Here is a 25230-nt window from a genome sequence, read left to right as displayed (position 1 = left end):
GAGGGGGTAAGATGGGAGATATATTAAAAAATGCACAACCTATATGGAAACGGACTTGGTTTCGTTATCTAGGCGCATTTTTTATTGTTCAGTTACTGTTTACCCCGCATTAAAGGGCAGTAAGACCCCCACCTCAAAATTCAGCGAAAGCGAAGAAGTTAGGTGGGGGGATCAACTGCCCGTAAAAGCCCGATTGGTTCAACTAATAATCAGTGGGGGATGAACAAAACCCCCACTGATTAAAGTTTCACTTTATTTTGTGTGAAATCACTGCGTGGGCGCCAAACTTTAGGCCAGGCGGAGAGTTTTTTAATAGAATATTAAATTCTCAATTTTTCACTGAATGGTTCACACTCTATACAATCCCGCAATTTAACGTATTTACAGCATTTTTTGTGATTACATTACTACCATATGCATTAGTAGGTGCAATGAAAGATGTAACAGCAAGAAAAAATATAAAGAAATAATAGAGGTATAATATGCTTTTTCAAAAAGAAGGTTTATTGATTAGATACGTAATGGAAGATGATGCATCTATCATTTCTAAATGGTTAACGGACCCAGCAGTCCTGCGGTATTACGAAGGACGAGATAATCCGCAACCTGTAGAAAAGGTGCTTGATCATTTTATACATAGTCCAAACAGTAATGAAAAAAGATGTTTAATAGAATTTGATACCATTCCGATTGGTTACATACAAATGTACCCAGTGGATTCAGAGTGGAAAGCGTTATATGGCTATAAAGAATCGCAAAATGTATGGGGTATGGACCAATTTATCGGTGAACCAGCCTATTGGGGAAAGGGAATTGGAACAAAACTCGTTCAGGCAGCAATTACATATATTATGGGTGAAATGGGAGCAGAAGCAATTGCAATGGATCCGAAAGTAAATAATGAACGAGCAATAAAGTGTTATGAAAAAAGTGGATTTAAAAAAGTAAAGATTTTAAAGGAACATGAGTTGCATGAGGGGAAATTAGAAGATTGTTGGATGATGGAATATAAACAATAATAATGGCTTATACAAATAAAGGGGGATGTGTGAAATGAAAAAAGCATTAATCGTAATTGATGTGCAAGCGGGTATGTATACAGCTGGAATGCCAGTACATAATGGGGGAAAGTTTTTACAAACATTGCAAGAGCTTATTAGGGAATGTCGTTCAAATGATATTCCAGTTATTTATATCCAACATAACGGTCCTAAAGACCATCCGTTAGAAAAAGGTACGGATGGATGGCGAATCCATGCGGCCATCGCTCCGCAAGAAGGAGATAATATAGTTGAAAAGACGACTCCAGATTCATTCCATAATACAAACTTAAGCGAAGTGTTACAAGAGAAAGAAATTGAACACGTTATTCTTTCGGGAATGCAAACAGAGTATTGTGTAGATACGACAACGCGCAGAGCATGTAGTGAAGGGTATAAAGTAACGTTAGTGAGTGATGCGCATAGTACATTTAATACAGAAGTGTTACGTGCTGAAGATATTGTGAAACATCATAACGCAGTATTGGGAGCGTTTGCGGATGTTGTTGCAGTAAAAGACTTAAAAGTGGCTGCCTCTAAATAAGAGGCAGTTTTTTATTAGAAAAAATAGCGTCAAATATTGTTAGTAAGTCGGTATTTTGAAATAATCACTTATATAATTTCACGTACCATAATGAAAAAATACAAAAAAGGAGCACCACATAATTAAAAAGGGCGCTCCTGCATTAAAACGTTACTTTTTCTTATCTTTATCCAATATATTTTGTTCTTCAGCAAACTCTGTACCATATGCAAAGCGGCGATTAATACGAATGTTATCATTGTTGTGCCTTGTATGAGAGTTAGAGAAGCGATGAACGATTACTTCAGATAAAGTGAAGACGATGGCAGAAAGGATACTGCCCCATGCAATTTGCATATAGTTGTCTAATAAAATATTACCGAAAATCCATACGCTTAAATATGTTAATAAGAAATCCGACATAATGGCACCAGTATTGCCAATTCGATTTAAAATAATTTTATCAACGAACATGTAGGATACGATTGTAACAAAGAGACTGAATGAAATAATTTGAACAAACGTTGCAGGGAAAAATAAAGCAAGCCCAATACTAAATGCGATAATGCACGATATAAACTTGATAAGCACTACTGTGAAATCATTCAAAATTTACACCTCCGATTTATACATAGTTTTTCAATAAATTCTGGAGTTCATACATTGTAACGGATTTATTTACATAAAACTTTTTCATGTTCGGAATTTAGTCTAAATATTATAAAAACAATGAAAAAATGTTATAGTAAAATGAGAGTGTATGACATTTTTAGGTAAGGGGGAATCCAAAATGTGGATTACTTCAGAAGTAGAAATTCCAGATGAGTTAATTGATCACCTTGAGCAAGGAAAGTTAGTGTTATTTGTTGGAGCGGGAGTTTCTATGAAAGGGAAATCAAACTTACCGAATTTTGATGATTTAGTTGATGAAATTGCAAAAACGTTATATGTCGAAAAACGTGAAATAACAGAGCCACATGATTATTATCTTGGTAAAATTGCGAAAACAAAAGATGTACATCAAGTCGCAAGAGATCTCGTTCATATAGAGAAATCAAAACCGAATCCATTGCATTATGCAATTCCAAGGTTATTTCCTTTAGATACAGATATCCGCATTGTAACAACAAATTTTGATCAACATTTTACAACTGCAATTAAAGAAATAAATAGAGATATCAATGTTTATTACGCTCCAGCTTTACCGACTGGGAGAGCTTTTAAAGGTCTTGCTTACATACATGGTAATGTAGAACAGGAGAAAGAGGCTTTAATTTTAACAGACGGTGATTTTGGAAGGGCTTACTTAACAGAAGGGTGGGCAAGAAGATTTTTAGTTGATCTATTCTCAAATTACACCGTTTTATTCGTTGGATATAGTCATAATGACCCAGTAATGAAATATTTAGCAACTGGTTTACCACCAAGTACAAGACGATTTGCTTTTGTCGCACAAGGAGAAAATACGTACCACTGGGAACATTTAGGGATAAGACCAATTGTGTATCCGAATAAAGTAAATAATCATCAATCTCTCGTAAAAGCGGTAAAACGCTGGGCGGAATTAATGGGTGATAATTATATTACGAAAAGAATGCGTATTCGGGATATTGTAACGGTTCCCCCGTCAGTAGAACAGGAACAATTATCATACATAAAGCAATCAATTAAAAAAATTGAAACAGTTCGTTACTTTGTGGAATTTGCTCATGATTATGAATGGGTCGAATGGTTAGAAGTAGAAGGTAAATTACAAAATTTGTTTATGCTTACGCCAAACTATAATGAAGTAGATGAATTACTTGCAGAATGGTTAGTCGAACAATTTCTTTTTAGTCATCAGAAAGAATTATTTCAATTAATTTATAAAAACTATTCTAAAATATCACCGTTATTATGGAGAACAATTTGTAACTACTTAACCGAAACGAAGAGTAAGATGGACCCGTTGTTGTTTGCAAGGTGGACACTCCTTTTATTAGAAACAGCTGAAAAAGATAGTAGCTCTATAGAAAAGATTTCTAAGTTACTGCAAAAATGTTCTTTTCCTGAGCATAAAGAAATTGCCTTATTGTTACTAACTTTTATTTTAGACGGAAAACTGAAGTTGAAACGTGTAAGGAAATGGGGAAATGATACGCAAGAATCAATAGAACTCGAGGAATCGAGTCGCTTACCAGTATCTACATTTTCTCATGTGGAGCAAATTTGGAACGAAAAGATGAGGCCATATATCGCTTATTATGCTGTTCCAATTATGATGATTGGATTAGAAAAATTGAGAATGTTGTCGTTAAGACAAACGGCACTGAAAAAAAGAAATAAGGAAAATGTAGAGAAAGAGTTTCATCAAAATGACCTTGCATTTTTAATACGAATTGTAAAAGAGTGTCTAACTTATTTATGCGAAAACAATGAGAAAAAAGCGGATTATTATATTACAGAAATGATAGAAGCAAATAGTGTACTTCAAAAGCGAATTGCAATTGATGCGATGAATAAAAATATTTTTGTTCGTGTAGATGACAAAATGAAATGGTTGTTACATGAAGGGCTTCTTTTAGATTTCACTTATAAACACGAAGTTTTTCAACTTTTAAAAAGGCATTATGCACATTGTTTAGAAAAAACAAAAGAAGAAGTCACTCGAACTGTAATAAAGCATCTTACAGAAGAGAGGGTATTTGATGCATGTCTCGTATTAGACTTATTATTCAAGTGTGATTCGAATAGCCCATCTACGGCAAATGGGTATGAGTTAATGAAGCAAAAGCATCCTCATTTTCATTCTGAACGATACAGTGTACAAAAGAAAGAGGATACAGAGCAAAGCATTACTTGTAATGTAACTGCTGACGGATTATTGCAGCTGAAAGATGTTGAAATTATGAAGCAAGTTCAGCAATTTTCGCAAGATGGTGTTTTTGAACAACGCCATTTTTTAGAGATGTTATCAAAAGCATGTAAATTAAACACAGAGTGGAGTATTTCATTTGCATACCAATTAGTAGGAGTGCAAGAAATAAGTAATGAAGTATGGTTTGTTTGTATTAGAGAATGGCGAAATAATCGGGGATTGACGAATGAGCAAATCCAAAAAATTATTCCGCTATTGCAGAAATTTATTAGAAATACTGCTTTTCATTGGTTAATTAGTAGTTTTCTATATGAAATTAGTAATCGACTAGAAGAGTTAGAAGAGAATAGTATACGTGTTGTAAAACGATTTGCTTTTTCAGTGTTTCCTCAAGTTATGAAGAGTGATACAGACTTTAAGCTTGGGAAACAAGATTTTTACAATGAATCAATTCAGCATCCAGTTGGAAAAATGACAGCTGTATTATTAAAGTTGTTATCATATGATCATTTATACGATCGTAATGTATATGAATATTTATTTTTATTTGAAGAACAAGTAAGAGTTAATTCGGAACGAACAAACTTTATGTTTGCTCGTTTAATAGCAGATATTACATTCCTATATCATATTGAAAAACAGTGGTGCCGAAAATATTTGTTACCATACTTAGATTTAAAAAAACAAAATGAGATTACGGAATATGCATGGGCCGGCTTATGTTACACGCAAATAAATCTACCTTTATTTACAGAAATGAAGCGATTTATTAAGTATGCGATAGAACATTTGGAAGTATTACATCCGCATACGAGAGAAGCTTTCTTGAAATGGCTTAGCTTTGTATTTATTAAATGTGTACTATATTGGGAGCAAAAAACAGATTGGTTATACCCGTTACTCATACTAGAAAATGAAGAAAATAAAATTAAGTTTATGCAGTTTTTATGCTATTACGTCAAAACATTAAGTGTAAAAGAACAACAAAAATTTTGGACAGCTTGGCTCAGTGTATTTTTGCGAGAACGACCAAAAATGGGTGAGATAACTGCAAGAGAATATGTAATGCTTTTACGTATTATTTTATACATGGATGAAATATTAGAAAAAGGATTATGTATTATGTCTCGTGCATTTTCAAGTGTACATGGTAAATGTGCAGGTGAGGAAATGAAGCAGTTATTGATTGAAATGCTTCATAAAAAAGAAAGTATGAAAGCGCATAAAGAAATATTTGCAAATGTGTTTTTTATTTTACTACAAACATGTCACGAAGCCGTTTTATTTGAAAAAGAAATCATAAAAATAAAAGAATTATTAGTTCAGTATGAAGTAGAGGGATATGTTTTACATTTACTAGAAAATGAAATAATTCGCATAGGAATTGTAATGGGTGATTTACAAAAAGAATTATAGGACGAAAGTGGAATTTTAAAAAATATATAAAAAGTTGTTGACAGTGTTTTGAAAAGCGTTCTATAATACGAATCATACTTATTCAATTTCAAAAACATTTGAATAAACAAAGTGCAATGAAGAGATCACAGTAGTGGTTAGTCTTACTGTAACAGAGAGCTGGTGGTTGGTGTGAACCAGTACAGGGATAATCATGAATTACAGTCTTGGAGCATCTTTTTCGTAATAAAGATAGTTTTTCTTTATGAGGAAAAAGCGGTCAATTGATCGTTAACAGTGAAGAGAGGTAGACGGAAAGTTAGTCTACAACTAGGGTGGTACCGCGATAAATATCGTCCCTACTGATTTATTCAGTAGGGACTTTTTGTATTTTAGTGGTCCAACTTGAAAATTAAATAGTCATGCATTGAAAGGAAAAGCAGTAGTTGTTGTTTCCCTGTAACAGAGAGCTGGTGGTTGGTGCGAACCAGTACATAAACAAGAGCGAATTACAGTCCTAGAGCATCTTTTTCGTAGTAAAGATAGTATTGTCTTTATGAAGGGAAAGACGGTCAGATGATCGTTAACAATGAAGAGAGGTAGACGAAAGAAGTCTACAACTAGGGTGGTACCGCGATAAATATCGTCCCTACTGATTGGATCAGTAGGGCTTTTTTGTACAAAAAAGTGGATTTTTAACTAGTAGTTTATGTCTGTGTACGAATTATTAGTTTAAAATAAGAAGAGGTATCGATTCCACTATAAATTTGTATAATTAGTCAGTTCAGAAAATAGAGAATTTTTTATTCTCTTACTATACTTTTAAAACATTAGAGGAGGATTTCCAAATGGCAAATCATGAATTAGATCAATTACGTAAACAGGTAGATGAAATTAATTTACAACTATTACACCTTTTAAACAAACGTGGTGAAATTGTTCAAAAAATTGGAGAGCAAAAGCAAGTACAAGGCACGAAACGCTTTGATCCAGTACGTGAGCGTGAAGTACTTGATATGATCGCAGAGCATAACGAAGGACCATTCGAAACATCAACAGTTCAACATATTTTCAAAACGATTTTCAAAGCAAGCTTAGAGTTACAAGAAGATGATAACCGTAAAGCGTTACTAGTATCACGTAAAAAGAAACAAGAAAATACAATCGTTGATGTAAAAGGTGAATTGATTGGAAACGGAACACAAACGTTCATCATGGGACCTTGTGCAGTAGAAAGTTTAGAACAAGTTCGTCAAGTAGGGCAAGCGATGAAAGACCAAGGCTTAAAATTAATGCGCGGTGGTGCATTCAAACCGAGAACTTCTCCATATGATTTCCAAGGTTTAGGAGTAGAAGGACTTCAAATTTTACGTCAAGTAGCAGACGAGTTTGACTTAGCAATTATTAGTGAAATTTTAAATCCGAACGATGTTGAAATGGCATTAGACTACGTTGATGTAATTCAAGTTGGCGCACGTAACATGCAAAACTTCGATTTATTACGAGCTGTAGGTAAAGTTAACAAACCAGTATTATTAAAACGTGGATTAGCAGCAACAATTGATGAGTTCATTAACGCAGCGGAATACATTATTGCGCAAGGTAACGATCAAATTATTCTTTGTGAGCGCGGTATCCGCACATACGAAAGAGCAACACGTAACACATTAGACATTTCTGCAGTACCAATTTTAAAGAAAGAAACACATTTACCAGTTATCGTTGATGTAACACATTCAACTGGACGCAGAGATTTATTATTACCAACAGCGAAAGCGGCACTTGCAATTGGCGCAGATGCAGTAATGGCTGAAGTTCATCCAGATCCAGCAGTTGCATTATCAGATTCTGCACAACAAATGGACATTCCAGAATTCCATAGATTCATGGATGAGTTAAAAGGTTTCAAAAATAAATTATCTTAATTCCATATCATATATGCGTTGAAGAGGAAACAGTAGTGCTTATCTCACTGTTAAAGAGAGCTGATGGTCGGTGTGAATCAGTACAAAGGTAAGCATGAATTACAGCCTTGGAGCATCTTTCCCGACAACTTTTGGAGGGGAAGACGGTCAAACGATCGTTAAAGAAGAAGAGAGGTAGACGAAAGAAGTCTACAACTAGGGTGGTACCGCGATAAACATCGTCCCTACTGAGCGCTCAGTAGGGACTTTTTTGTACAAAAAAATAGTAAAGGGGCAAGAGAAATGAGATACATTACAGCTGGAGAATCACATGGACCGCAGTTAACAGTTATTTTAGAAGGTGTACCAGCAGGTTTGACACTTACGGCGGAACATATTAATAAAGAATTATTAAGAAGACAAAAAGGTCATGGACGCGGAAGACGTATGCAAATTGAAACAGATACAGTTGAAATTGTAAGTGGTGTTCGTCACGGGATGACACTTGGATCACCGATTACGTTAATTGTAAAAAATGATGATTTCAAACATTGGACGAAAGTAATGGGTGCAGAGCCAATTTCGGAAAAAGAAAGTAAAGACATGAAACGTACAATTACAAAACCACGTCCCGGACATGCAGATTTAAATGGAGCAATTAAATATGGTCATCGTGATATAAGAAACGTATTAGAGCGGTCATCTGCAAGAGAAACGACAGTTCGTGTAGCTGCTGGTGCAGTTGCAAAACAAATTTTAAGCGAATTAGGCGTGGAAATTGCAGGACATGTTCTTGAAATTGGTGGAGTAAAAGCAAAACATATTTCAAACTTATCAATTGAAGAAATTCAAACAATTACTGAAAACTCACCAGTTCGATGTTTAGATAAAGAAGTAGAGCAAGAAATGATGAATGCGATTGACAACGCAAAAAGTAGTGGAGATTCAATCGGTGGTATTGTGGAAGTCATTGCAGAAGGTATGCCGATTGGCGTCGGTAGTTACGTCCATTACGATCGTAAATTAGATGCAAAACTTGCTGGTGCAATTATGAGTATAAATGCATTTAAAGGTGCTGAAATCGGCGTAGGTTTTGAAGCGGCACGACAACCAGGAAGCAAAGTGCATGATGAAATTCTGTGGGATGGAGAAAAAGGATACACGAGAAGAACGAATAATGCCGGCGGTTTAGAAGGCGGTATGACAACAGGTATGCCAATTATCGTAAGAGGCGTGATGAAGCCAATTCCTACTTTATACAAACCGTTAGCAAGCGTTGATATTGATACGAAAGAAGCATTCCAAGCGAGTATTGAAAGATCTGATAGTTGCGCAGTACCAGCGGCGGGTGTAGTAGCTGAATCTGTTGTGGCATGGGAACTTGCAGATGCACTAGTCGAACAATTCGGAAAAGATCGTATGGAATTATTAAAACAAAACATTATGCAACACAATAACTACGCAAAAGAATTTTAATAAAAAGGTGGGTTTAACGTGCAAGTAAAAGATCAACTATCATCATTACAACCATATAAACCAGGTAAATCACCAGAACAAATGAAAGAAGTGTACGGAGATCATTCGTTTGTGAAATTAGCATCGAATGAAAATCCATTCGGCTGTTCGTCACGTGTTTTAGATGAGTTGCAAAAATCGTGGTTGGAACATGCTTTATATCCTGACGGAGGTGCTACAACGCTCCGTCAAACAATCGCAGATAAGTTACATGTGAAAATGGAACAAGTACTTTGTGGTAGTGGTTTAGATGAAATCATTCAAATAATAAGCCGCGCCGTATTACGAGCGGGAGATAACATTGTAACAGCAGGTGCAACATTCCCACAGTATCGTCATCATGCCATTATAGAAGGTTGCGAAGTGAAGGAAATTGCGTTAAATAACGGTGTATACGACTTAGAAGAAATTTCTTCAGTAGTAGATAACGATACAAAAATTGTATGGATTTGTAACCCGAACAATCCAACAGGCACATATGTGAATGACCGAAAATTGACTCAATTCATTGAAGGTATTAGTGAAAATACGTTAATTGTCATTGATGAAGCGTACTATGAATACGTAACAGCAAAAGATTTCCCAGAGACATTACCGCTTTTAGAAAAACATAAAAATATTCTTGTACTTAGAACATTTTCTAAAGCGTACGGATTAGCTTCTTTCCGCGTTGGATATGCGGTTGGACAGGAAGAGTTAATCGAAAAATTAAATGTCGTTCGTTTGCCATTTAACGTATCTTCATTAGCGCAAAAAGCAGCGACGATTGCTTTTGGTGATGACGAGTTTATTGAAGAAATAGTTCGTGTGAATACAGAAGGATTACAACAATACGAGAGCTTTTGTAGGGAAAATGATATTCCATTTTATCCATCGCAAACAAATTTCATCTTCTTGCCAGTTGAGAATGCTGGAGAGATTTATGAAGCTTGTGCACACGCAGGATTTATTATTCGTCCGTTCCCGAATGGTATCCGTATTACAGTCGGAACAAGGGAGCAAAATGAAGGGGTGATTTCAGTGTTACAACAACACTTTGAAAATAAAAAAAGAAAGTCTCGAGATGAGGAAAATGCGTAAAAAGGTAGTATTAATTGGAACTGGTTTAATCGGAGGCTCTCTCGCATTAGCAATTAAGAAAGAGCACGATGTAACGATAACAGGTTATGATATATTTCAAGAACAAGTAGAGCGTGCAAAAGAATTACACGTAGTAGATGAAATAGCAGTTGATTTACAGCTTGCATGTGAAAAGGCACATTTAATTGTTTTTGCTTCTCCAGTTGAAGAAACGAAGAAGCTATTACACAAACTTGCGTCATTCCGTTTACGAGAAGATGTTATAGTGACTGATGTTGGTAGTACAAAAGGCACGATTATGAATGAAGCAGAAACTTTATTTTCAAAGGAAGTATCTTTCATTGGTGGACATCCAATGGCAGGTTCTCATAAAACGGGAGTTGAAAGTGCAAAAGCGCATTTATTTGAAAATGCATTTTACATTTTAACACCGATGCATCATGTGCCAAATGAACAAGTGGAAGAGTTAAAAGATTGGTTAAAAGGAACAGGGTCACATTTCCTTGTTTTAAATACAGAAGAACATGATTATGTAACAGGGATCGTTAGTCATTTCCCGCACCTTATCGCTGCAGGTTTAGTGAAGCAAGTAGAGAAACATGCAGGAGATAATCCGCTCATTCATCAGCTAGCTGCTGGAGGGTTTAAAGACATTACACGTATCGCATCTAGTAGTCCGAAAATGTGGAGTGATATTGTAAAGCAAAATCGTGAGCATTTAATGGTATTATTAAAAGAGTGGATCTCTGAAATGGAAGATTTATATAAAACAGTTTCTACCGGAGATGCATGCGAGATTCAAAACTATTTTGCAGATGCGAAAGAATACCGTGATTCTTTACCAGTAAGAAAGAGAGGGGCAATTCCTGCCTATCACGACTTATACGTCGATGTATTAGATAAGGTGGGGGCATTGGCTCATATTACGAGTATTTTGGCGCGCGAGGAAATTAGTATTACGAACTTGCAAATATTAGAAGCGCGTGAAGGACTGCTTGGGGTATTACGTATTAGCTTCCAAAGGGAAGAAGATCGTATGAAAGCAAAACTAGCGCTTGGAGAAGAAGAATACCAAACTTATGAAACAATTTAAATGAGAAGGTGAAAAACGTGAAAGAAAGAACAATACAACCTGTTAATAACGGATTGAATGGCAATATTACAATCCCAGGTGATAAATCCATTTCACACCGTGCTGTTATGTTCGGTTCTATTGCAGAAGGGAAAACAACAATTAAAGGTTTCTTGCCCGGTGCAGACTGTTTAAGTACGATTTCATGTTTTAAAGAAATGGGAGTAGAAATTACGCAAAACGGTGATGAGGTTACTGTAGTTGGTAAAGGATTAGAAGGTTTACAAGAACCGAAAGCTGTATTAGATGTTGGTAATTCTGGTACAACAATCCGATTAATGTCAGGTATATTAGCTAACACACCATTTTTCTCTTGCGTACAAGGTGATGAATCTATCGCAAAAAGACCGATGAAGCGTGTAACAAACCCATTAAAACAAATGGGCGCAAACATAGACGGCCGAGAAGAAGGAACATTTACACCGTTAACAATACGTGGCGGAGATTTAAAAGCAATTGAATATATTTCTCCTGTTGCAAGTGCACAAGTAAAGTCAGCTATTTTACTTGCAGGTCTTCGTGCAGAAGGTGTAACAGCTGTTACAGAACCACATATTTCACGCGACCATACGGAAAGAATGCTCGAAGCATTTGGTGTTAAAGTAACTCGCGAAGGGAAAACAGTGAAGCTGTCAGGTGGACAAAAATTAACAGCAACAGACATTCAAGTGCCCGGTGACGTATCATCAGCAGCATTTTTCTTAGTAGCAGGTGCAATCATCCCAAATAGTAAACTAGTATTACAAAATGTAGGAATGAATCCAACCCGTACAGGTATTATTGATGTTTTAGAAAAAATGGGTGCTACGTTCACTGTAGACCTAATTAACGAAGGGGCATCGGAACCAGCTGCAAATATTACAATCGAAACATCTTCATTAAAAGGAATTGAAATTGGCGGAGATATTATCCCTAGATTAATCGATGAGATTCCTGTAATCGCATTAGCGGCAACGCAAGCAGAAGGAATTACAGTAATTAAAGATGCACACGAATTAAAAGTAAAAGAAACAAACCGTATTGATACAGTCGTTGCTGAGTTAACGAAACTAGGAGCTCGAATAGAAGCAACTGATGACGGTATGATCATTTACGGAAAATCAGCTCTAAAAGGCAATACAGTAAATAGTTATGGTGATCACCGTATCGGAATGATGCTTGCAATTGCTGGCTGCCTAGCAGAAGGAAAAACAATTATTGAAGATGCAGAAGCAGTAGGTGTATCATATCCTACATTCTTTGACGAACTTCAAAAGTTAGCTAAATAAAAAGGGTGGAAAGCAGATACGTGATGTATCTGCTTTTTTGTTAAAACGTCCTTGTAATTTCACTTACCGAACTATAATAGTAAGAATTATGATACAATTCAAAAAGGGAATGGAGGAGAATTATATGAATGTCATACAATTAAAAGAAGATAAATTCAGAGAAGCACTACGCTTATCAGAATACGCTTTTCAATATAAAGTAGAAGAAGAACGAATGCAGCAACAACTTACAAAAATGAAGGAAAGTCATGAAGTATACGGTATTATGGAAGGTGAGGACTTAGCTGCAAAACTACACCTCATCCCGTTTCATATTTACATAGGTAAAGAAAAATTTAAAATGGGTGGCGTTGCAGGAGTAGCGACGTATCCAGAGTACAGAAGAAGTGGGTATGTAAAAGAGCTACTTCAACATTCACTTCAAACAATGAAAAAAGATGGCTTTACAGTCTCTATGTTACACCCATTTGCTGTTACATTTTACCGTAAATACGGCTGGGAACTTTGTGCGAATCTTCTCGTATGTCATTTGACAAAGAGTGATTTAGTTATGAAAAAACAAGTGAATGGTACTGTGAAACGTTTCAATAAAGAAAATCACCCAGAAGAGGTCGAGAAGCTTTATGAAACATTTGCAGAACGTTTTTCTGGTATGCTAGTTCGCAATGAAAAATGGTGGTTACAAGCTGTTTATGAGGATTTAACATTAGCAATTTATTACGATGAAAATAAAACTGCAGCCGGCTATATGTTATATAAAATAGAAAACTATAAAATGACAGTAGATGAATTTGTTCCACTGCATAATGAAGCACGAAATGGTCTATGGAATTTTATTTGCCAGCATGATTCTATGATTAAAGAGCTTGAAATGACAGTAAGTGAAAACGAACAGTTGTTATATACATTGCAAGAACCACGTGTGAAAACAGAAATAAAACCATATTTTATGGGAAGAATTGTAGATGTAGAGCAGTTCTTAAAACAGTATGAGTTAAACTGGAACAATGTACAACAAGAAGTCATTTTACATATTACAGATTCATTTGCACCGTGGAATAATGTATCGGTGAGACTTGCAAATTATGAAATAGCAATTATAGAAGAACCAATGGATAAAGGGATCAACCTAGATATAAATGCACTATCTACAATACTGCTTGGATACAAACGCCCATTAGAACTAAATGAATTAGAATTAATTAGCGGAAGCGAAGAGGAAATACGGGCATTTGAGAATGTAGTACCAGTGCGCAAGTCGTTTATTTATGATTTCTTTTAATTTGCATATAAGATGGAGTTGTTTCGAACAAAATTTTGGGATAGCTCCATCTCATTGTATTAATTTTTGTCGGTAAGTTGATATATCCTGAAAATCGCTGATATAATTTTATTCACATACAAGAGAATAGAATCGCAACTATACGTTGTCACGCACTTGACTTTTATTCCCTGTAATTTATAATTAAAAACGGAATGAATTTTCATTCCTGAAAATAGAGGTGGAAAAAATGGCTAAAAACAAACAAGAGGATATTTTTGATGCTGCGATGCAACTTTTTGCAGAGCGTGGTTACGATGGTACGACAATTCCAATGATCGCTGAAAAAGCAAATGTCGGTGCGGGTACTATTTATCGCTATTTTGAAAATAAAGAGGCGCTTGTTAACTCATTATTTTCAAAAAGTATGTTACAGCTTTCTGAAATGATAAAAACGGATTTTCCTGTTGAAGCAAATATTCGTGAACAGTTTAGTCATACGTATAACCGTTTATTTGAATTTGCGAGAAACAATGTGGATGCTTTTTTATTTACAAATTCTCACTGTGATAGTTATTTTCTTGATGAGCAGAGTAAGAAAATATTTGACGATTTTATAGGCTTCTTTATGAATATTATTGAAGATGGAATCGCAAAAGGTTTGCTTCGTCCATTGCCTCCAGTTGCTTTAATTATTATTGTATATCAACCGTTAGAAAAATTAACGAAAGTAATTGCAACAGGGCAATTAGAATACTCGAAAGAGTTAGTAAAAGAATTGGAAGAAAGCTCTTGGAACGCTATTAGAATCATTTGATTCTATAGCTTTATAAGGACAGGAATGAATATTCATTCCTAAATAGAATTAAAAAATGAGAGTAGGAGAGGGTATTTGTGCAACTAAAGGAATGAATATTCATTCCGGAAAGACTAGTTTAATAGAGTTTACAAATAATGTAATAGAATAATAGGAATGAATATTCATTCCTTAACTAACGTAAATTTTAATCGCGGGAGATGATGCAAATGAGTAAGCTGAAAAATTGGAGAAGTTTATCTTTTCTATTATGGATAGTTATTACCATTACAATGATCGTAACGATGCCTAATATGGATAAATTAGTGAAAGAAAAAGGGCACATTACGATTCCTAATACAGAACAAAGTAGTATTGCTGACAAAATGATAAAAGAAATGGATAAAGACGGGACAGAAAAGTATGACATTATAGTTGTTTTTAATAGTGACAGTAAAACAGCTTTAACGACTGAGCAAAAAGAGGAAATAATAAAAACAATCAACGCTTTGCAAAATGAAAAAGAACAATTAGGAATTAAAGAAGTTGTTTCACATTTAGATAATAAAGAATTAGAGAAACAATTAGTTTCTAAAGATAATACGACTATTTTAACGCAAATATCGATAGATAAAAAGCATGGTGAAATATCGAAAGTTACAAATAACCTTCATAATAAAGTGAAAATGAAAGGGGTAACAACGTACTTAACAGGAAGTGATTTAATAGCAGGAGATTTCCTTACATCTTCTCAAGAGGGAGTGAAAAAGACTGAAGTTATTTCAATCATTTTCATTCTTGTAATATTAATCATTGTATTCCGTTCACCTATTGTTCCAATTGTTTCTCTTCTTACTGTTGGGGTATCATATTTAGTTTCAATGGGGATTATTGCTCATTTAGTAGATCAATTTAATTTTCCATTTTCTAACTTTACACAAGTGTTTGTCGTTGTTGTCCTGTTTGGGGTTGGAACAGACTATAACATTTTATTATTTACGAGATTTAAAGAAGAATTAAGTAAACGAGAAAACGCATTTTTGGCTACGAAAGAAACATTTAAATCGGCAGGGAAAACCGTTTTATATAGCGGGATAGCAGTACTAATTGGTTTTGCATCTCTTGCTTTAGCGAGTTTTAAACTATATCAATCTACTTCAGCGGTAGCAATTGGTGTCGCAGTTTTATTACTAGTATTAACTACGTTAAATCCGTTTTTTATGGTGCTTTTAGGAAAAGGGATGTTTTATCCCGTTAAAACATTTAAAGGTCATGAAGACAGTCGTCTATGGGGATTCTTTGCGAAAAACTCAGTAGTGAGACCATTTGTAGCTTTAATTATTGTATTCGTGATATCAATTCCTTTCATATTAAAGTATTCTAATACACTTAATTACAACGATTTATTTGAAGTAGACAATAAATATGAGTCGAAAATGGGGATTAACGTAATAGAAGAACATTTTCCACCTGGTTTTTCTTCACCAAGTACGTTAGTCATTCAATCGAATAACAAGTTAGATGAGGCGAGTTCGCTTCAAGCTTTAGATGAACTAACTGATAAGATTTTGAAAGTAAAAGGTGTTTCAGAAGTATATTCACCGACACGTCCAACTGGTGATAGGATTAAAGAACTATATATAAATAAACAAGCGGGTGAACTAAATACAGGTTTAGGAGATGCCAATGGTGGTATAAAGGAAATTAATGATGGATTAACTACTGCGAAAGATAAGATGGGTAATAAGGACTCAAATAGTCTTGCGAACGTTCAAAAGTTAATTGATGGAACAAATGAAGCGAAAAGTGGTGTATCAGCATTAGGAACAGCTTTAAATCAACTATCCAATGGCATAAATGACGGAGCACAAGGTGCGCGGCAAATTGAGAGTGGGTTAACTTCAGTAAATGAAAATATAAGTGTATTATCTCAAGCAACTTCACAACTTCATGCTGGCTATACACAGTTAGAAAAAGGTTTAAGTTCTTACGATCAATACTTCGGAAGTATTTCTCAAGCGATTGACGGTGCGAAGAAAGGTTATGAACAAATTGAAATGTTAATGACCAATTTCATTCAAACGAAACCAGAATTAGCAAATGATCCTAACATTCTGCAGACGATAGGAATTGCTAAAGAGGCTCAAAAGCAATTAGGTGGGCTTTCAAATGAATTAAATAAATTGAAAGCGCAGCATAATGCGGCGATGGGATCATTTAAAGAAGCGAATCAATCGTTATTGAAAGTGGATAATGGCTTAAAAGAAATGAACAATGGAGTTACTAAGTTACAAAAAGGAGCAGCTGATCTTAAAAATGGATTAAATGAAGGTGCTTCAGGTTCAAAACAAATTGCGAACAAGTCATCTGAGTTACAAACCGGATTAACGAAAATAAACGATGGGCAAGGTCAGCTATTAACCGGACTGAAAGACTTGCAAGAACAGATGGGTCAATTACAATCCGGACTAACTAAAAGTACAGAAGGCCTTGAAAAGGTAAGTAATGGCCTAGGGGATGCTCAGAAATATTTAGGAGAACTGAACGAATCAAAAAGCTCTGAGAAATTCTATATTCCAAAAGAAGTTTTGGAGGGAGAAGATTTCCAAAAAGCTTTGAATACGTACATGTCACATGATAGAAAGACTGCTAAAATGACAATCATTTTAGACGTAAATCCGTATTCAAAAGAAGCGATGCCAATTATTCAAGAAATCAATAACACAATAGATGGTACTTTGAAGGGGTCGGAATTAAATCATGCGAAAACAGCAATCGGAGGAACGACAGCTAGAAACGTTGATTTAAAAGAAGTAACTGGGCAAGATTTCTTACGTACAGCTACAATTATGTTAATTGGAATCGCGATTGTATTAATTGTGATTACACGTTCATTATTAAACACCATCTTTATTATTGGATCGTTACTATTAGCTTACTTTGCATCATTAGGGATAAGTGAACAAATTAGTACGCATATTTTACATGTAGATTCATTAAGCTGGAATGTTCCATTCTTTAGTTTCATAATGATTGTCGCTTTAGGAGTGGATTATAGTATTTTTGTAATGATGAGATACAATGAGTTAGAAGGGGACCCAGCGACGAAAATTGTAACTGCTTCTCGTCATATCGGAGGAGTCGTATTATCAGCGGCACTTATTTTAGGTGGTACATTTGCTGCATTAATCCCTTCAGGTGTATTAACGCTTATACAAGTAGCATCCGTAGTTGGCGTTGCACTTCTTCTATTAGCTTTAATTGTGATGCCGATATTATTACCGGCGTTAATAGGGTTAACGAGTAAAATGAAGAGTTACAAAGAGAAAATAAGAAATAAGAAGAGACTGTAGGGAATGATTTCTCTACAGTTTTTTCGGTATATAATATTTCAGATGAAAATGAATCCGATGTATGACAGAATGAGCAGTGAAAGGTTATATGAGAAAGAGGTCGATGATATACATACAATAGCTAGGGGAATGGACAAAAACTATCCGATTTCATTGTAGAAAGGTAATCAACCGTTGCTATTCATCCAGCTTCTACTATATAATAGCTATAGTCTACAATAATTGAGTCGTAATATGCGATTTTTTAAGACAATCGGTGAGAAAACGCTGAAATAAGCGGTATTAGTAGGAGGACACAAATGATTACAGTAAGTAACGTTAGTTTGCGTTTCGCGGATCGCAAATTATTTGAAGATGTTAACATAAAATTCACGCCAGGTAACTGCTACGGTTTAATCGGAGCAAACGGTGCTGGTAAATCTACATTTCTAAAGATTTTATCTGGGGAAATTGAACCATCAACAGGTGACATACATATTACGCCAGGTGAGCGTCTAGCAGTATTAAAACAGAACCATTTCGAATATGAAGAGTTCCCAGTATTAGAAACAGTAATTATGGGTCACACGCAACTTTACAAAGTAATGCAAGAGAAAAATGCTATTTACATGAAAGAAGACTTTAGTGATGAAGATGGAATGCGCGCTGCTGAACTTGAAGGTGAGTTCGCTGAGCTTAACGGTTGGGAAGCTGAGTCAGAAGCTGCAATTCTTCTTAAAGGTTTAGGTATTGGTGAAGATCTTCATGATAAGAAATTGTCAGAATTAACTGGGGCAGAGAAAGTAAAAGTATTACTTGCTCAAGCTTTATTCGGTCAACCTGACATTCTATTATTAGATGAGCCTACCAACCACTTGGACTTAAAAGCGATTCAATGGTTAGAAAACTTCTTAATGAACTTTGAAAACACAGTTATCGTAGTATCCCATGACCGTCACTTCTTAAATAAAGTATGTACGCACATGGCTGACCTTGATTTCGGTAAAATTCAACTTTATGTTGGTAACTATGACTTCTGGTATGAGTCAAGCCAATTAGCTTTAAAATTAACACAAGATGCTAATAAGAAAAAAGAAGAGAAAGTAAAAGAGTTACAAAACTTCATTGCACGCTTTAGTTCAAACGCTTCTAAAGCGAAACAAGCAACTTCTCGTAAAAAATTATTAGACAAAATTACATTAGATGATATTAGACCGTCATCACGTCGTTACCCATTCGTTGGCTTCACACCTGAGCGTGAAGTAGGAAATGACTTATTAACTGTTGAAGGTCTTTCTAAAACAATTGATGGTGAAAAAGTGTTAGATAATGTGTACTTCACTTTAAATAAAGGTGATAAAGTTGCATTTATCGGCCGTAACGATATTGCGATGACAACATTATTTAAAATTCTTATGGGTGAAATGGAGCCGGATAGCGGTTCATTCAAATGGGGTGTTACAACCTCTCAATCTTACTTCCCAAGAGATAACTCTAAGTACTTTGAGAACAGTGATTACAACTTAGTTGAATGGTTACGTCAATTCTCTCCACAAGATGAGTCTGAAAGCTTCTTACGTGGTTTCTTAGGCCGTATGTTATTCTCAGGTGAAGAAGTTAAGAAGAACGTTTCTGTATTATCTGGAGGCGAAAAAGTTCGTTGTATGTTATCTAAAATGATGTTAAGTGGTGCGAACGTAATCACACTTGACGATCCAACGAACCACTTAGACCTTGAGTCAATCACAGCATTAAATAACGGTTTAATTGCATTCAAAGGTACAATCTTATTCACATCTCATGACCATCAGTTCGTGCAAACAATTGCAAACCGCATTATCGAAGTAACACCAAACGGCGTAATCGATAAAGAGGCTACTTATGATGAGTTCTTAGAAAATGAGGAACTTCAAAAACAAGTAGATGCAATGTACAAAGGTCAATAATATATAATGAAAAAACTCGCTCTTTTTAGAGCGAGTTTTTTTGTCGAGAAAACGTAACATCGCTGGTCGGTCAAATGAATAATTATTCAAATATAATATTAATGAACAGGAGAATTTTTTCATGTATGAAGGGATGTAATGACTTTAAGATTTAAAGAGTTAGTTGAAGAAGGGAAATGTAAGTGGAGTAATATAATCAAATCGTATTATTTTGTCATGTGAAATATGTACCAAATTTGGAGATAGAATAGTTTGCGAATGAGTTTATAAAGGTATATAGTATGGGGTGTCATAATTAGTGGATGAATCTTGGGGGAAAACAGGAAATGTTACAAATTTATTTTGTTAAATAGAAACCAAGGTCAAAATGTCTAGAAAGAAATAGTTGAATAAATACTAGCTTCAAATTATAATTACTAATATTCTTCATATAGTTAAATAAAGATAATCTATTTGAAGAAGAAAATTTGAATAGAGAGACAGACTTATAAAAAAATAAGCCTTGGATGATCAAAAGAGGTGGAGAAATGAAACAGTTCTTATTAAAGAGCAAAAGCGTGTTAAGCAATCATTTTGGATTCTTTCTGTTTGCCGTTATTTTATTGTGGCTCAAAACATATGCAGCTTATGTAACGGAATTCAATTTAGGAATTTCAAACACAATTCAAAAATTCTTGCTGTTTTTTAACCCGCTTAGTTCAGCAGTTCTATTTTTAGGACTTGCATTATTTGCAAAAGGGAAACGATCTTATATTTGGTTAATTATCATTAATTTGTTATTGTCGATTCTTTTATACGCAAACGTAGTATACTATCGCTTTTTCAGTGACTTTATTACGTTCCCGACATTAACACAAACGAATAACTTTGGAGATTTAGGTGGTAGTATTCTTGCGTTGCTACATCTTTATGATCCATTATACTTCTTAGACACGATTATATTAATTGTGTTAGTCGCAACAAAATTTGCAAATCCAAAACCAATTCGTGTTGCGAAGCATAAATTATCTCTAGTATTTGTAGCAGGTATTTTATTATTCAGTGTTAACTTAGGTCTTGCAGAGTCTGACCGTCCTGAATTATTAACAAGAACGTTTGACCGTAATTATATTGTGAAATATTTAGGTGCATACAACTACACAATTTATGATGGAATTCAAAGTGCGAAAGCATCGACAGAACGAGCATTAGCTGATGGCGATAATATGACAGAAGTACGAAATTATTTAACATCAACTTATGCAAGTCCAAATCCTGAGTATTTCGGTAAAGGAAAGGGAATGAACGTAATTTACATTCATTTAGAGTCATTCCAAAACTTCTTAATTGATTACAAATTAAATGGTCAAGAAGTTACACCGTTCTTAAACTCATTTACAAAAGATGCGAATACACTTTATTTTGATAACTTCTTCCATCAAACAGGACAAGGGAAAACATCTGATGCGGAGTTTATGTTAGAGAATTCAATGTTTGGTTTACCGCAAGGTTCTGTCTTTACAACGAAATCTCATAATACGTATCAATCAGCACCAGCTATTTTAGGACAACAAGGATACACATCAGCAGTATTCCACGGTAACTACAAAACATTCTGGAACCGTGACGATATTTATAAATCATTTGGTTTTAATAAATTCTTTGATGCGTCATACTACGATATGAATGAAAAAGACGTAGTAAACTACGGGTTAAAAGATAAACCGTTCTTTAATGAATCTATTCCGTTATTACAAACGTTGAAACAACCGTTCTATACGAAGTTTATTACGTTATCGAACCATTTCCCTTATCCAATCGATAAGGCAGAAGCAACGATTGAACCAGCAACAACAGGTGATTCATCAGTAGATACGTACTTCCAAACAGCACGCTATTTAGATGAATCTGTAAAAGGCTTCATCGATTACTTGAAACAATCTGGTTTATATGATAACTCAATTATTGTTATGTACGGAGACCATTACGGTATTTCAGATAATCATAACGCAGCAATGTCAAAAGTAATGGGTAAAGAAATGAACTCATTTGAAAATGCACAGTTACAACGTGTACCATTAATCGTTCGTGTACCAGGAGTGAAAGGTGGCGTACAACATCAATACGGTGGTGAAATTGACGTTCTTCCAACGCTATTACACTTACTAGGTACAGATACAAAGAATTATGTTCAATTCGGCTCTGATTTATTATCACCAGATCATAAACAAGTCGTTGCGTTCCGTAACGGTAACTACGTAAGCCCAACAGTTACTGCACTAAACGGCAAATACTATGATACAACTACTGGAAAACCTGTAGAATTTACAGATGAAATAAAGAAAAATGAACAAATGGTTCAAAACTCACTAAAATACTCTGACCAAGTAGTGAATGGTGACTTATTACGATTCTACACACCGGAAGGATTCACTCCAGTAGATCGTTCGAAGTATAACTATAACAACCGCGATAAAAACAAAACGAAGGTAAAAACGACTCCGGAAGGGGAAGCTAAATAAATAATAAAAGGCGCTATTCATATGAATAGCGCCTTTTATTTGTAAATATACCATCATTATGAGACAGAGCCAGCTGTTGCTTTTTGTTTAGCCTTTCCGAAGAAAACTACACCGATGATGATAATAATGATAAATGCCCATTTAACGAAAGGGTTACTTTCGAAAAATCCAGCGAACCATTTCTCATCTACAATCATTTTCGCGGCAGTATAAGCTAAAACGGCTGCTCCAATCGTAATGATGACAGGAAAACGATCTACCCATTTTAAAATCAATGTACTGCCCCATACGACTACTGGAATAGACACTAATAATCCGATGATTACTAAAGAAAAGTTACCATGGGCAGCTCCTGCAACAGCGAGTACATTATCGATGCCCATTAACGCATCAGCAATAATAATGGTTTTAATAGCAGACCAAAATCCTTCTTCGGCCTTAATATCATGATCTTTGCCTTCAGCAATTAATTTATAAGCAATCCATATAAGGAGTACACCACCAATTAGAAGTAGACCTGGTATTTTTAACAACCAAACAACAACTAAGGTAGCGAGGGCTCTAATTGCGATTGCCCCGATAGTTCCCCATATAATAACTTTCTTTTGCTGATCTTTCGGTAATCTTCTTGCTGCTAATCCAATTACAATGGCATTATCACCGGCTAACACTAAATCAATTACAATGATGGCAAGTAGGGCGGACAAATATTCGGCTGAAAGAAAATCCATATACACATCACTCCTTAAGAGTAATATGTGCTAAAGTGTTGATAATATAAAAAATAGGATTGAATTTGTATATTCAATCTATAATTTCTTACTGTATTTTGATATATGTTTTAATTTCGTATAAGTCGCTTTTGTATTCTTTTTTGTTTATCGTTTCGCTTTCTTAATTTTCGATTCATCTTTTTAATGCGGTTTTCTTTTCTATTATCCCAGTTATCACTTCGGATTTTACTAATAGACTTATCTGTCTTAGCACGAAAACGTCTTACTTTTTTCACGAAGGAAAGGGGTATTTTGCCGATAACACCTTGTTTTTCTAACGAATCCTCTTTACCTAGACACCAATCAGGATGAGATAATAAATAGTCGAAATCAAATATTATCCCGTATTCTTTATCCATATATGTATACCATTCATCTAAAGTACACTTATTTTTTGTATGTAAATATGTTGATCCATCAGTCATAGCACAGCACCAATAGTCAAAATAACTCCATAGTACCCATTCTTTCGGTACATCTAGTGTTAAAATTACCATTTTTGAATTTGTTCTACCCCAAGCTTTATGATTTCGATTTGGGTAATTATTTGCTTCCCAGACCCAAATAGGATAGTTACCTTCGTAATGAGGCAATCTTGTTTTAGCGACGCGCACCATCCAGTCATATGAATATACATCGTCTGGATCGATGAATTCTTTATTACCCTCTAAATAACCAAGTTTCTTAAATTGTTTCCATGCTTCTTCAGTTTGTACTGTATATACGATCATATGGCACCTACTTATTTAAACTAAATTATAGTATAACATGTGATTTTGAATTTTTATTGATATTAGAGAAGGGGGAGTTTGAGTCGAATATACGAGGAGTAATTCCCAAAATGATAAAAAGACTTGATTCCCAGCTAAAGGAAATCAAGTCTTTTCATTACATACGATTATCATGCCAGAAGTTTAATGGGAAGTGTTCGTTCTCATTATATGCTTCTAATTCATATCCTTTTTCTTTCAGTCCTTTAATAATTCCAGGAACTGCTTTTACTGATTGTGGATGAATATCATGCATAAGGATAACTTCTGTTGGATTTGTAGCACCATGTAACACGTTTTCTACAATTTTAGCAGATGCAGCATCAACTTGCATTTTGTTATATTTCCAGTCTAAAGAATCAATTGTCCAATCCCAAACTTTTAAGCCATTTTCTACAACTTTGTTGCGAAGAGCTTCGTTTAATCCTGGCATAGAGCCGTAAGATGGACGAGTTAATACTGGTGATTTACCTAAAACACCAGCGATTAAGCCTTGGTCTTCCTTCATTTCATCTACGTAATGACCTTCAGTGTAAAGTTTCTTGTAGTTATGAGTCATACTGTGCATCCCAACGTAGTGACCTTCAGCATCTTCGCGTTTTACAAGATCAGGGAAAGCTTTTACGTTTGAACCAATTAGGAAGAATGTTGCTTTTGCATTTTCTTTCTTTAACATATCTAAAAGCTCAGCTGTGTATTTTCCAGGACCGTCATCAAATGTTAAATAAGCGACTTTTCTAACTTGCCCGTTATAATGTTTTGGAGCTTCTTTCGGAGCAAGAGATGTTTGAATCTCACTTACAAGTTGAACAGATTTTGCTTCATCCTCTGTACTAGCTAGAGCAGTATGTACTGATCCAAAAGCCACTTCGTATGTGAATAATACCCCCGCACAAACTAACATAGCCCTTTTTACTAAAGTTGTCATTCGAATTCCATTGTGCATAATTTTCCTTCTCTCTATAAAAGTTCTACTCTACTATATTAGCAATTATAGGTAGGGAAATGCAAAAAAACTTTTTTACAAGTGTAAAAAAGTTTATTCAAAAGTATGCAAGATTTTATATCAATTGCAGTTTTGAAAAATAGGATGAATTTAAACTTTATTATTTAAACTTTCAATCACCAAATCATACT

18 protein-coding genes, 1 pseudogene and 3 other annotated features are annotated in these 25230 nt (G+C 34.9%); of the genes and pseudogenes, 15 read left to right on the top strand and 4 right to left on the bottom strand.

The annotated features are described in order from the left end of the window. Positions 1-11: 11 nt before the first annotated feature. The 4 genes and pseudogenes from ACX9TM_RS14775 to ACX9TM_RS14760 all read left to right on the top strand — a co-directional run bounded on the left by ACX9TM_RS14775 (position 12) and on the right by ACX9TM_RS14760 (position 1584). On the top strand, positions 12-113 hold the full coding sequence (locus ACX9TM_RS14775) for a YfzA family protein (RefSeq protein WP_000502345.1): 102 nt from the start codon (positions 12-14) through the stop codon (positions 111-113). A 138-nt stretch (positions 114-251) separates the two neighbouring features. After that, a pseudogene (locus tag ACX9TM_RS14770) lies at positions 252-470 on the top strand (YfzA family protein); the annotation flags it as partial. A 12-nt stretch (positions 471-482) separates the two neighbouring features. Beyond that, positions 483-1019, top strand: a complete 537-nt coding sequence (locus tag ACX9TM_RS14765; RefSeq protein ID WP_065382445.1) for a GNAT family N-acetyltransferase — start codon at positions 483-485, stop codon at positions 1017-1019. A gap of 34 nt (positions 1020-1053) precedes the next feature. Next, on the top strand, positions 1054-1584 hold the full coding sequence (locus ACX9TM_RS14760) for a cysteine hydrolase family protein (RefSeq protein ID WP_000709538.1): 531 nt from the start codon (positions 1054-1056) through the stop codon (positions 1582-1584). Positions 1585-1734: 150 nt separating this feature from the next. Here the strand turns inward: ACX9TM_RS14760 and ACX9TM_RS14755 are convergent, their stop codons facing one another. Next, positions 1735-2172 carry a YndM family protein gene (locus tag ACX9TM_RS14755; protein ID WP_000997702.1) on the bottom strand — a complete coding sequence of 146 codons (438 nt, stop codon included), beginning with the start codon at positions 2170-2172 and terminating at the stop codon, positions 1735-1737. 181 nt (positions 2173-2353) lie between these two features. Between ACX9TM_RS14755 and ACX9TM_RS14750 the strand changes: the two genes are divergently transcribed. From ACX9TM_RS14750 to ltaS, 11 genes are all read left to right on the top strand, one after another. After that, a complete protein-coding gene (locus ACX9TM_RS14750; protein ID WP_100650505.1) occupies positions 2354-5836 on the top strand; it encodes a DUF4020 domain-containing protein in 3483 nt (1160 codons plus the stop codon). A gap of 107 nt (positions 5837-5943) precedes the next feature. Beyond that, positions 5944-6179 (top strand) — a binding site (T-box leader). Positions 6180-6233: 54 nt separating this feature from the next. Further along, positions 6234-6469, top strand: a binding site (T-box leader). Positions 6470-6663: 194 nt separating this feature from the next. After that, entirely contained in the window at positions 6664-7740 is a 1077-nt protein-coding gene (locus ACX9TM_RS14745) for a bifunctional 3-deoxy-7-phosphoheptulonate synthase/chorismate mutase (RefSeq protein ID WP_001273575.1), read from the top strand. A gap of 9 nt (positions 7741-7749) precedes the next feature. After that, positions 7750-7969: a binding site (T-box leader), on the top strand. A gap of 53 nt (positions 7970-8022) precedes the next feature. Continuing rightward, the gene (gene aroC, locus ACX9TM_RS14740) at positions 8023-9195 is read left to right on the top strand and encodes a chorismate synthase (protein WP_072769980.1); all 1173 of its coding nucleotides are present in this window, start codon (positions 8023-8025) and stop codon (positions 9193-9195) included. An 18-nt stretch (positions 9196-9213) separates the two neighbouring features. Next, positions 9214-10314, top strand: coding sequence for a histidinol-phosphate transaminase (gene hisC, locus ACX9TM_RS14735; protein ID WP_001197280.1), 1101 nt, complete (start codon positions 9214-9216; stop codon positions 10312-10314). Beyond that, positions 10307-11407: a prephenate dehydrogenase gene (gene tyrA / locus ACX9TM_RS14730; RefSeq protein ID WP_065382606.1), complete on the top strand. Its 1101-nt coding sequence runs from the start codon at positions 10307-10309 to the stop codon at positions 11405-11407. Before hisC ends, tyrA begins: the two co-directional genes overlap by 8 nt. A gap of 17 nt (positions 11408-11424) precedes the next feature. Then, positions 11425-12714: a 3-phosphoshikimate 1-carboxyvinyltransferase gene (aroA, locus tag ACX9TM_RS14725; protein ID WP_000664630.1), complete on the top strand. Its 1290-nt coding sequence runs from the start codon at positions 11425-11427 to the stop codon at positions 12712-12714. Positions 12715-12838: 124 nt separating this feature from the next. Next, the gene (locus ACX9TM_RS14720; RefSeq protein ID WP_065382635.1) at positions 12839-13996 is read left to right on the top strand and encodes a GNAT family N-acetyltransferase; all 1158 of its coding nucleotides are present in this window, start codon (positions 12839-12841) and stop codon (positions 13994-13996) included. A gap of 229 nt (positions 13997-14225) precedes the next feature. Then, complete coding sequence (locus ACX9TM_RS14715; protein ID WP_001107309.1) at positions 14226-14792, top strand: TetR/AcrR family transcriptional regulator; 567 nt, start codon at positions 14226-14228, stop codon at positions 14790-14792. Positions 14793-15001: 209 nt separating this feature from the next. Beyond that, entirely contained in the window at positions 15002-18124 is a 3123-nt protein-coding gene (locus ACX9TM_RS14710) for an MMPL family transporter (protein ID WP_139256942.1), read from the top strand. A gap of 299 nt (positions 18125-18423) precedes the next feature. After that, the gene (locus tag ACX9TM_RS14705) at positions 18424-20049 is read left to right on the top strand and encodes an ABC-F family ATP-binding cassette domain-containing protein (protein WP_000633864.1); all 1626 of its coding nucleotides are present in this window, start codon (positions 18424-18426) and stop codon (positions 20047-20049) included. Between the two features lie 527 nt (positions 20050-20576). Next, on the top strand, positions 20577-22550 hold the full coding sequence (ltaS, locus tag ACX9TM_RS14700; RefSeq protein WP_000808770.1) for a lipoteichoic acid synthase: 1974 nt from the start codon (positions 20577-20579) through the stop codon (positions 22548-22550). Positions 22551-22606: 56 nt separating this feature from the next. Here the strand turns inward: ltaS and ACX9TM_RS14695 are convergent, their stop codons facing one another. The 3 genes from ACX9TM_RS14695 to ACX9TM_RS14685 all read right to left on the bottom strand — a co-directional run bounded on the left by ACX9TM_RS14695 (position 22607) and on the right by ACX9TM_RS14685 (position 25039). Continuing rightward, positions 22607-23281: a TerC family protein gene (locus tag ACX9TM_RS14695; protein ID WP_000346930.1), complete on the bottom strand. Its 675-nt coding sequence runs from the start codon at positions 23279-23281 to the stop codon at positions 22607-22609. A 110-nt stretch (positions 23282-23391) separates the two neighbouring features. After that, positions 23392-24054 carry a DUF3841 domain-containing protein gene (locus tag ACX9TM_RS14690; protein WP_000637704.1) on the bottom strand — a complete coding sequence of 221 codons (663 nt, stop codon included), beginning with the start codon at positions 24052-24054 and terminating at the stop codon, positions 23392-23394. Between the two features lie 157 nt (positions 24055-24211). Then, entirely contained in the window at positions 24212-25039 is an 828-nt protein-coding gene (locus ACX9TM_RS14685) for a peptidoglycan-N-acetylglucosamine deacetylase (RefSeq protein WP_000551452.1), read from the bottom strand. Between the last annotated feature and the right edge of the window lie 191 nt (positions 25040-25230).

This window comes from Bacillus sp. LH1, from assembly GCF_057924895.1.
The sequence above is the reverse complement of the archived record's forward strand: the minus strand, read 5'-3'. Positions and strand labels throughout refer to the sequence as shown.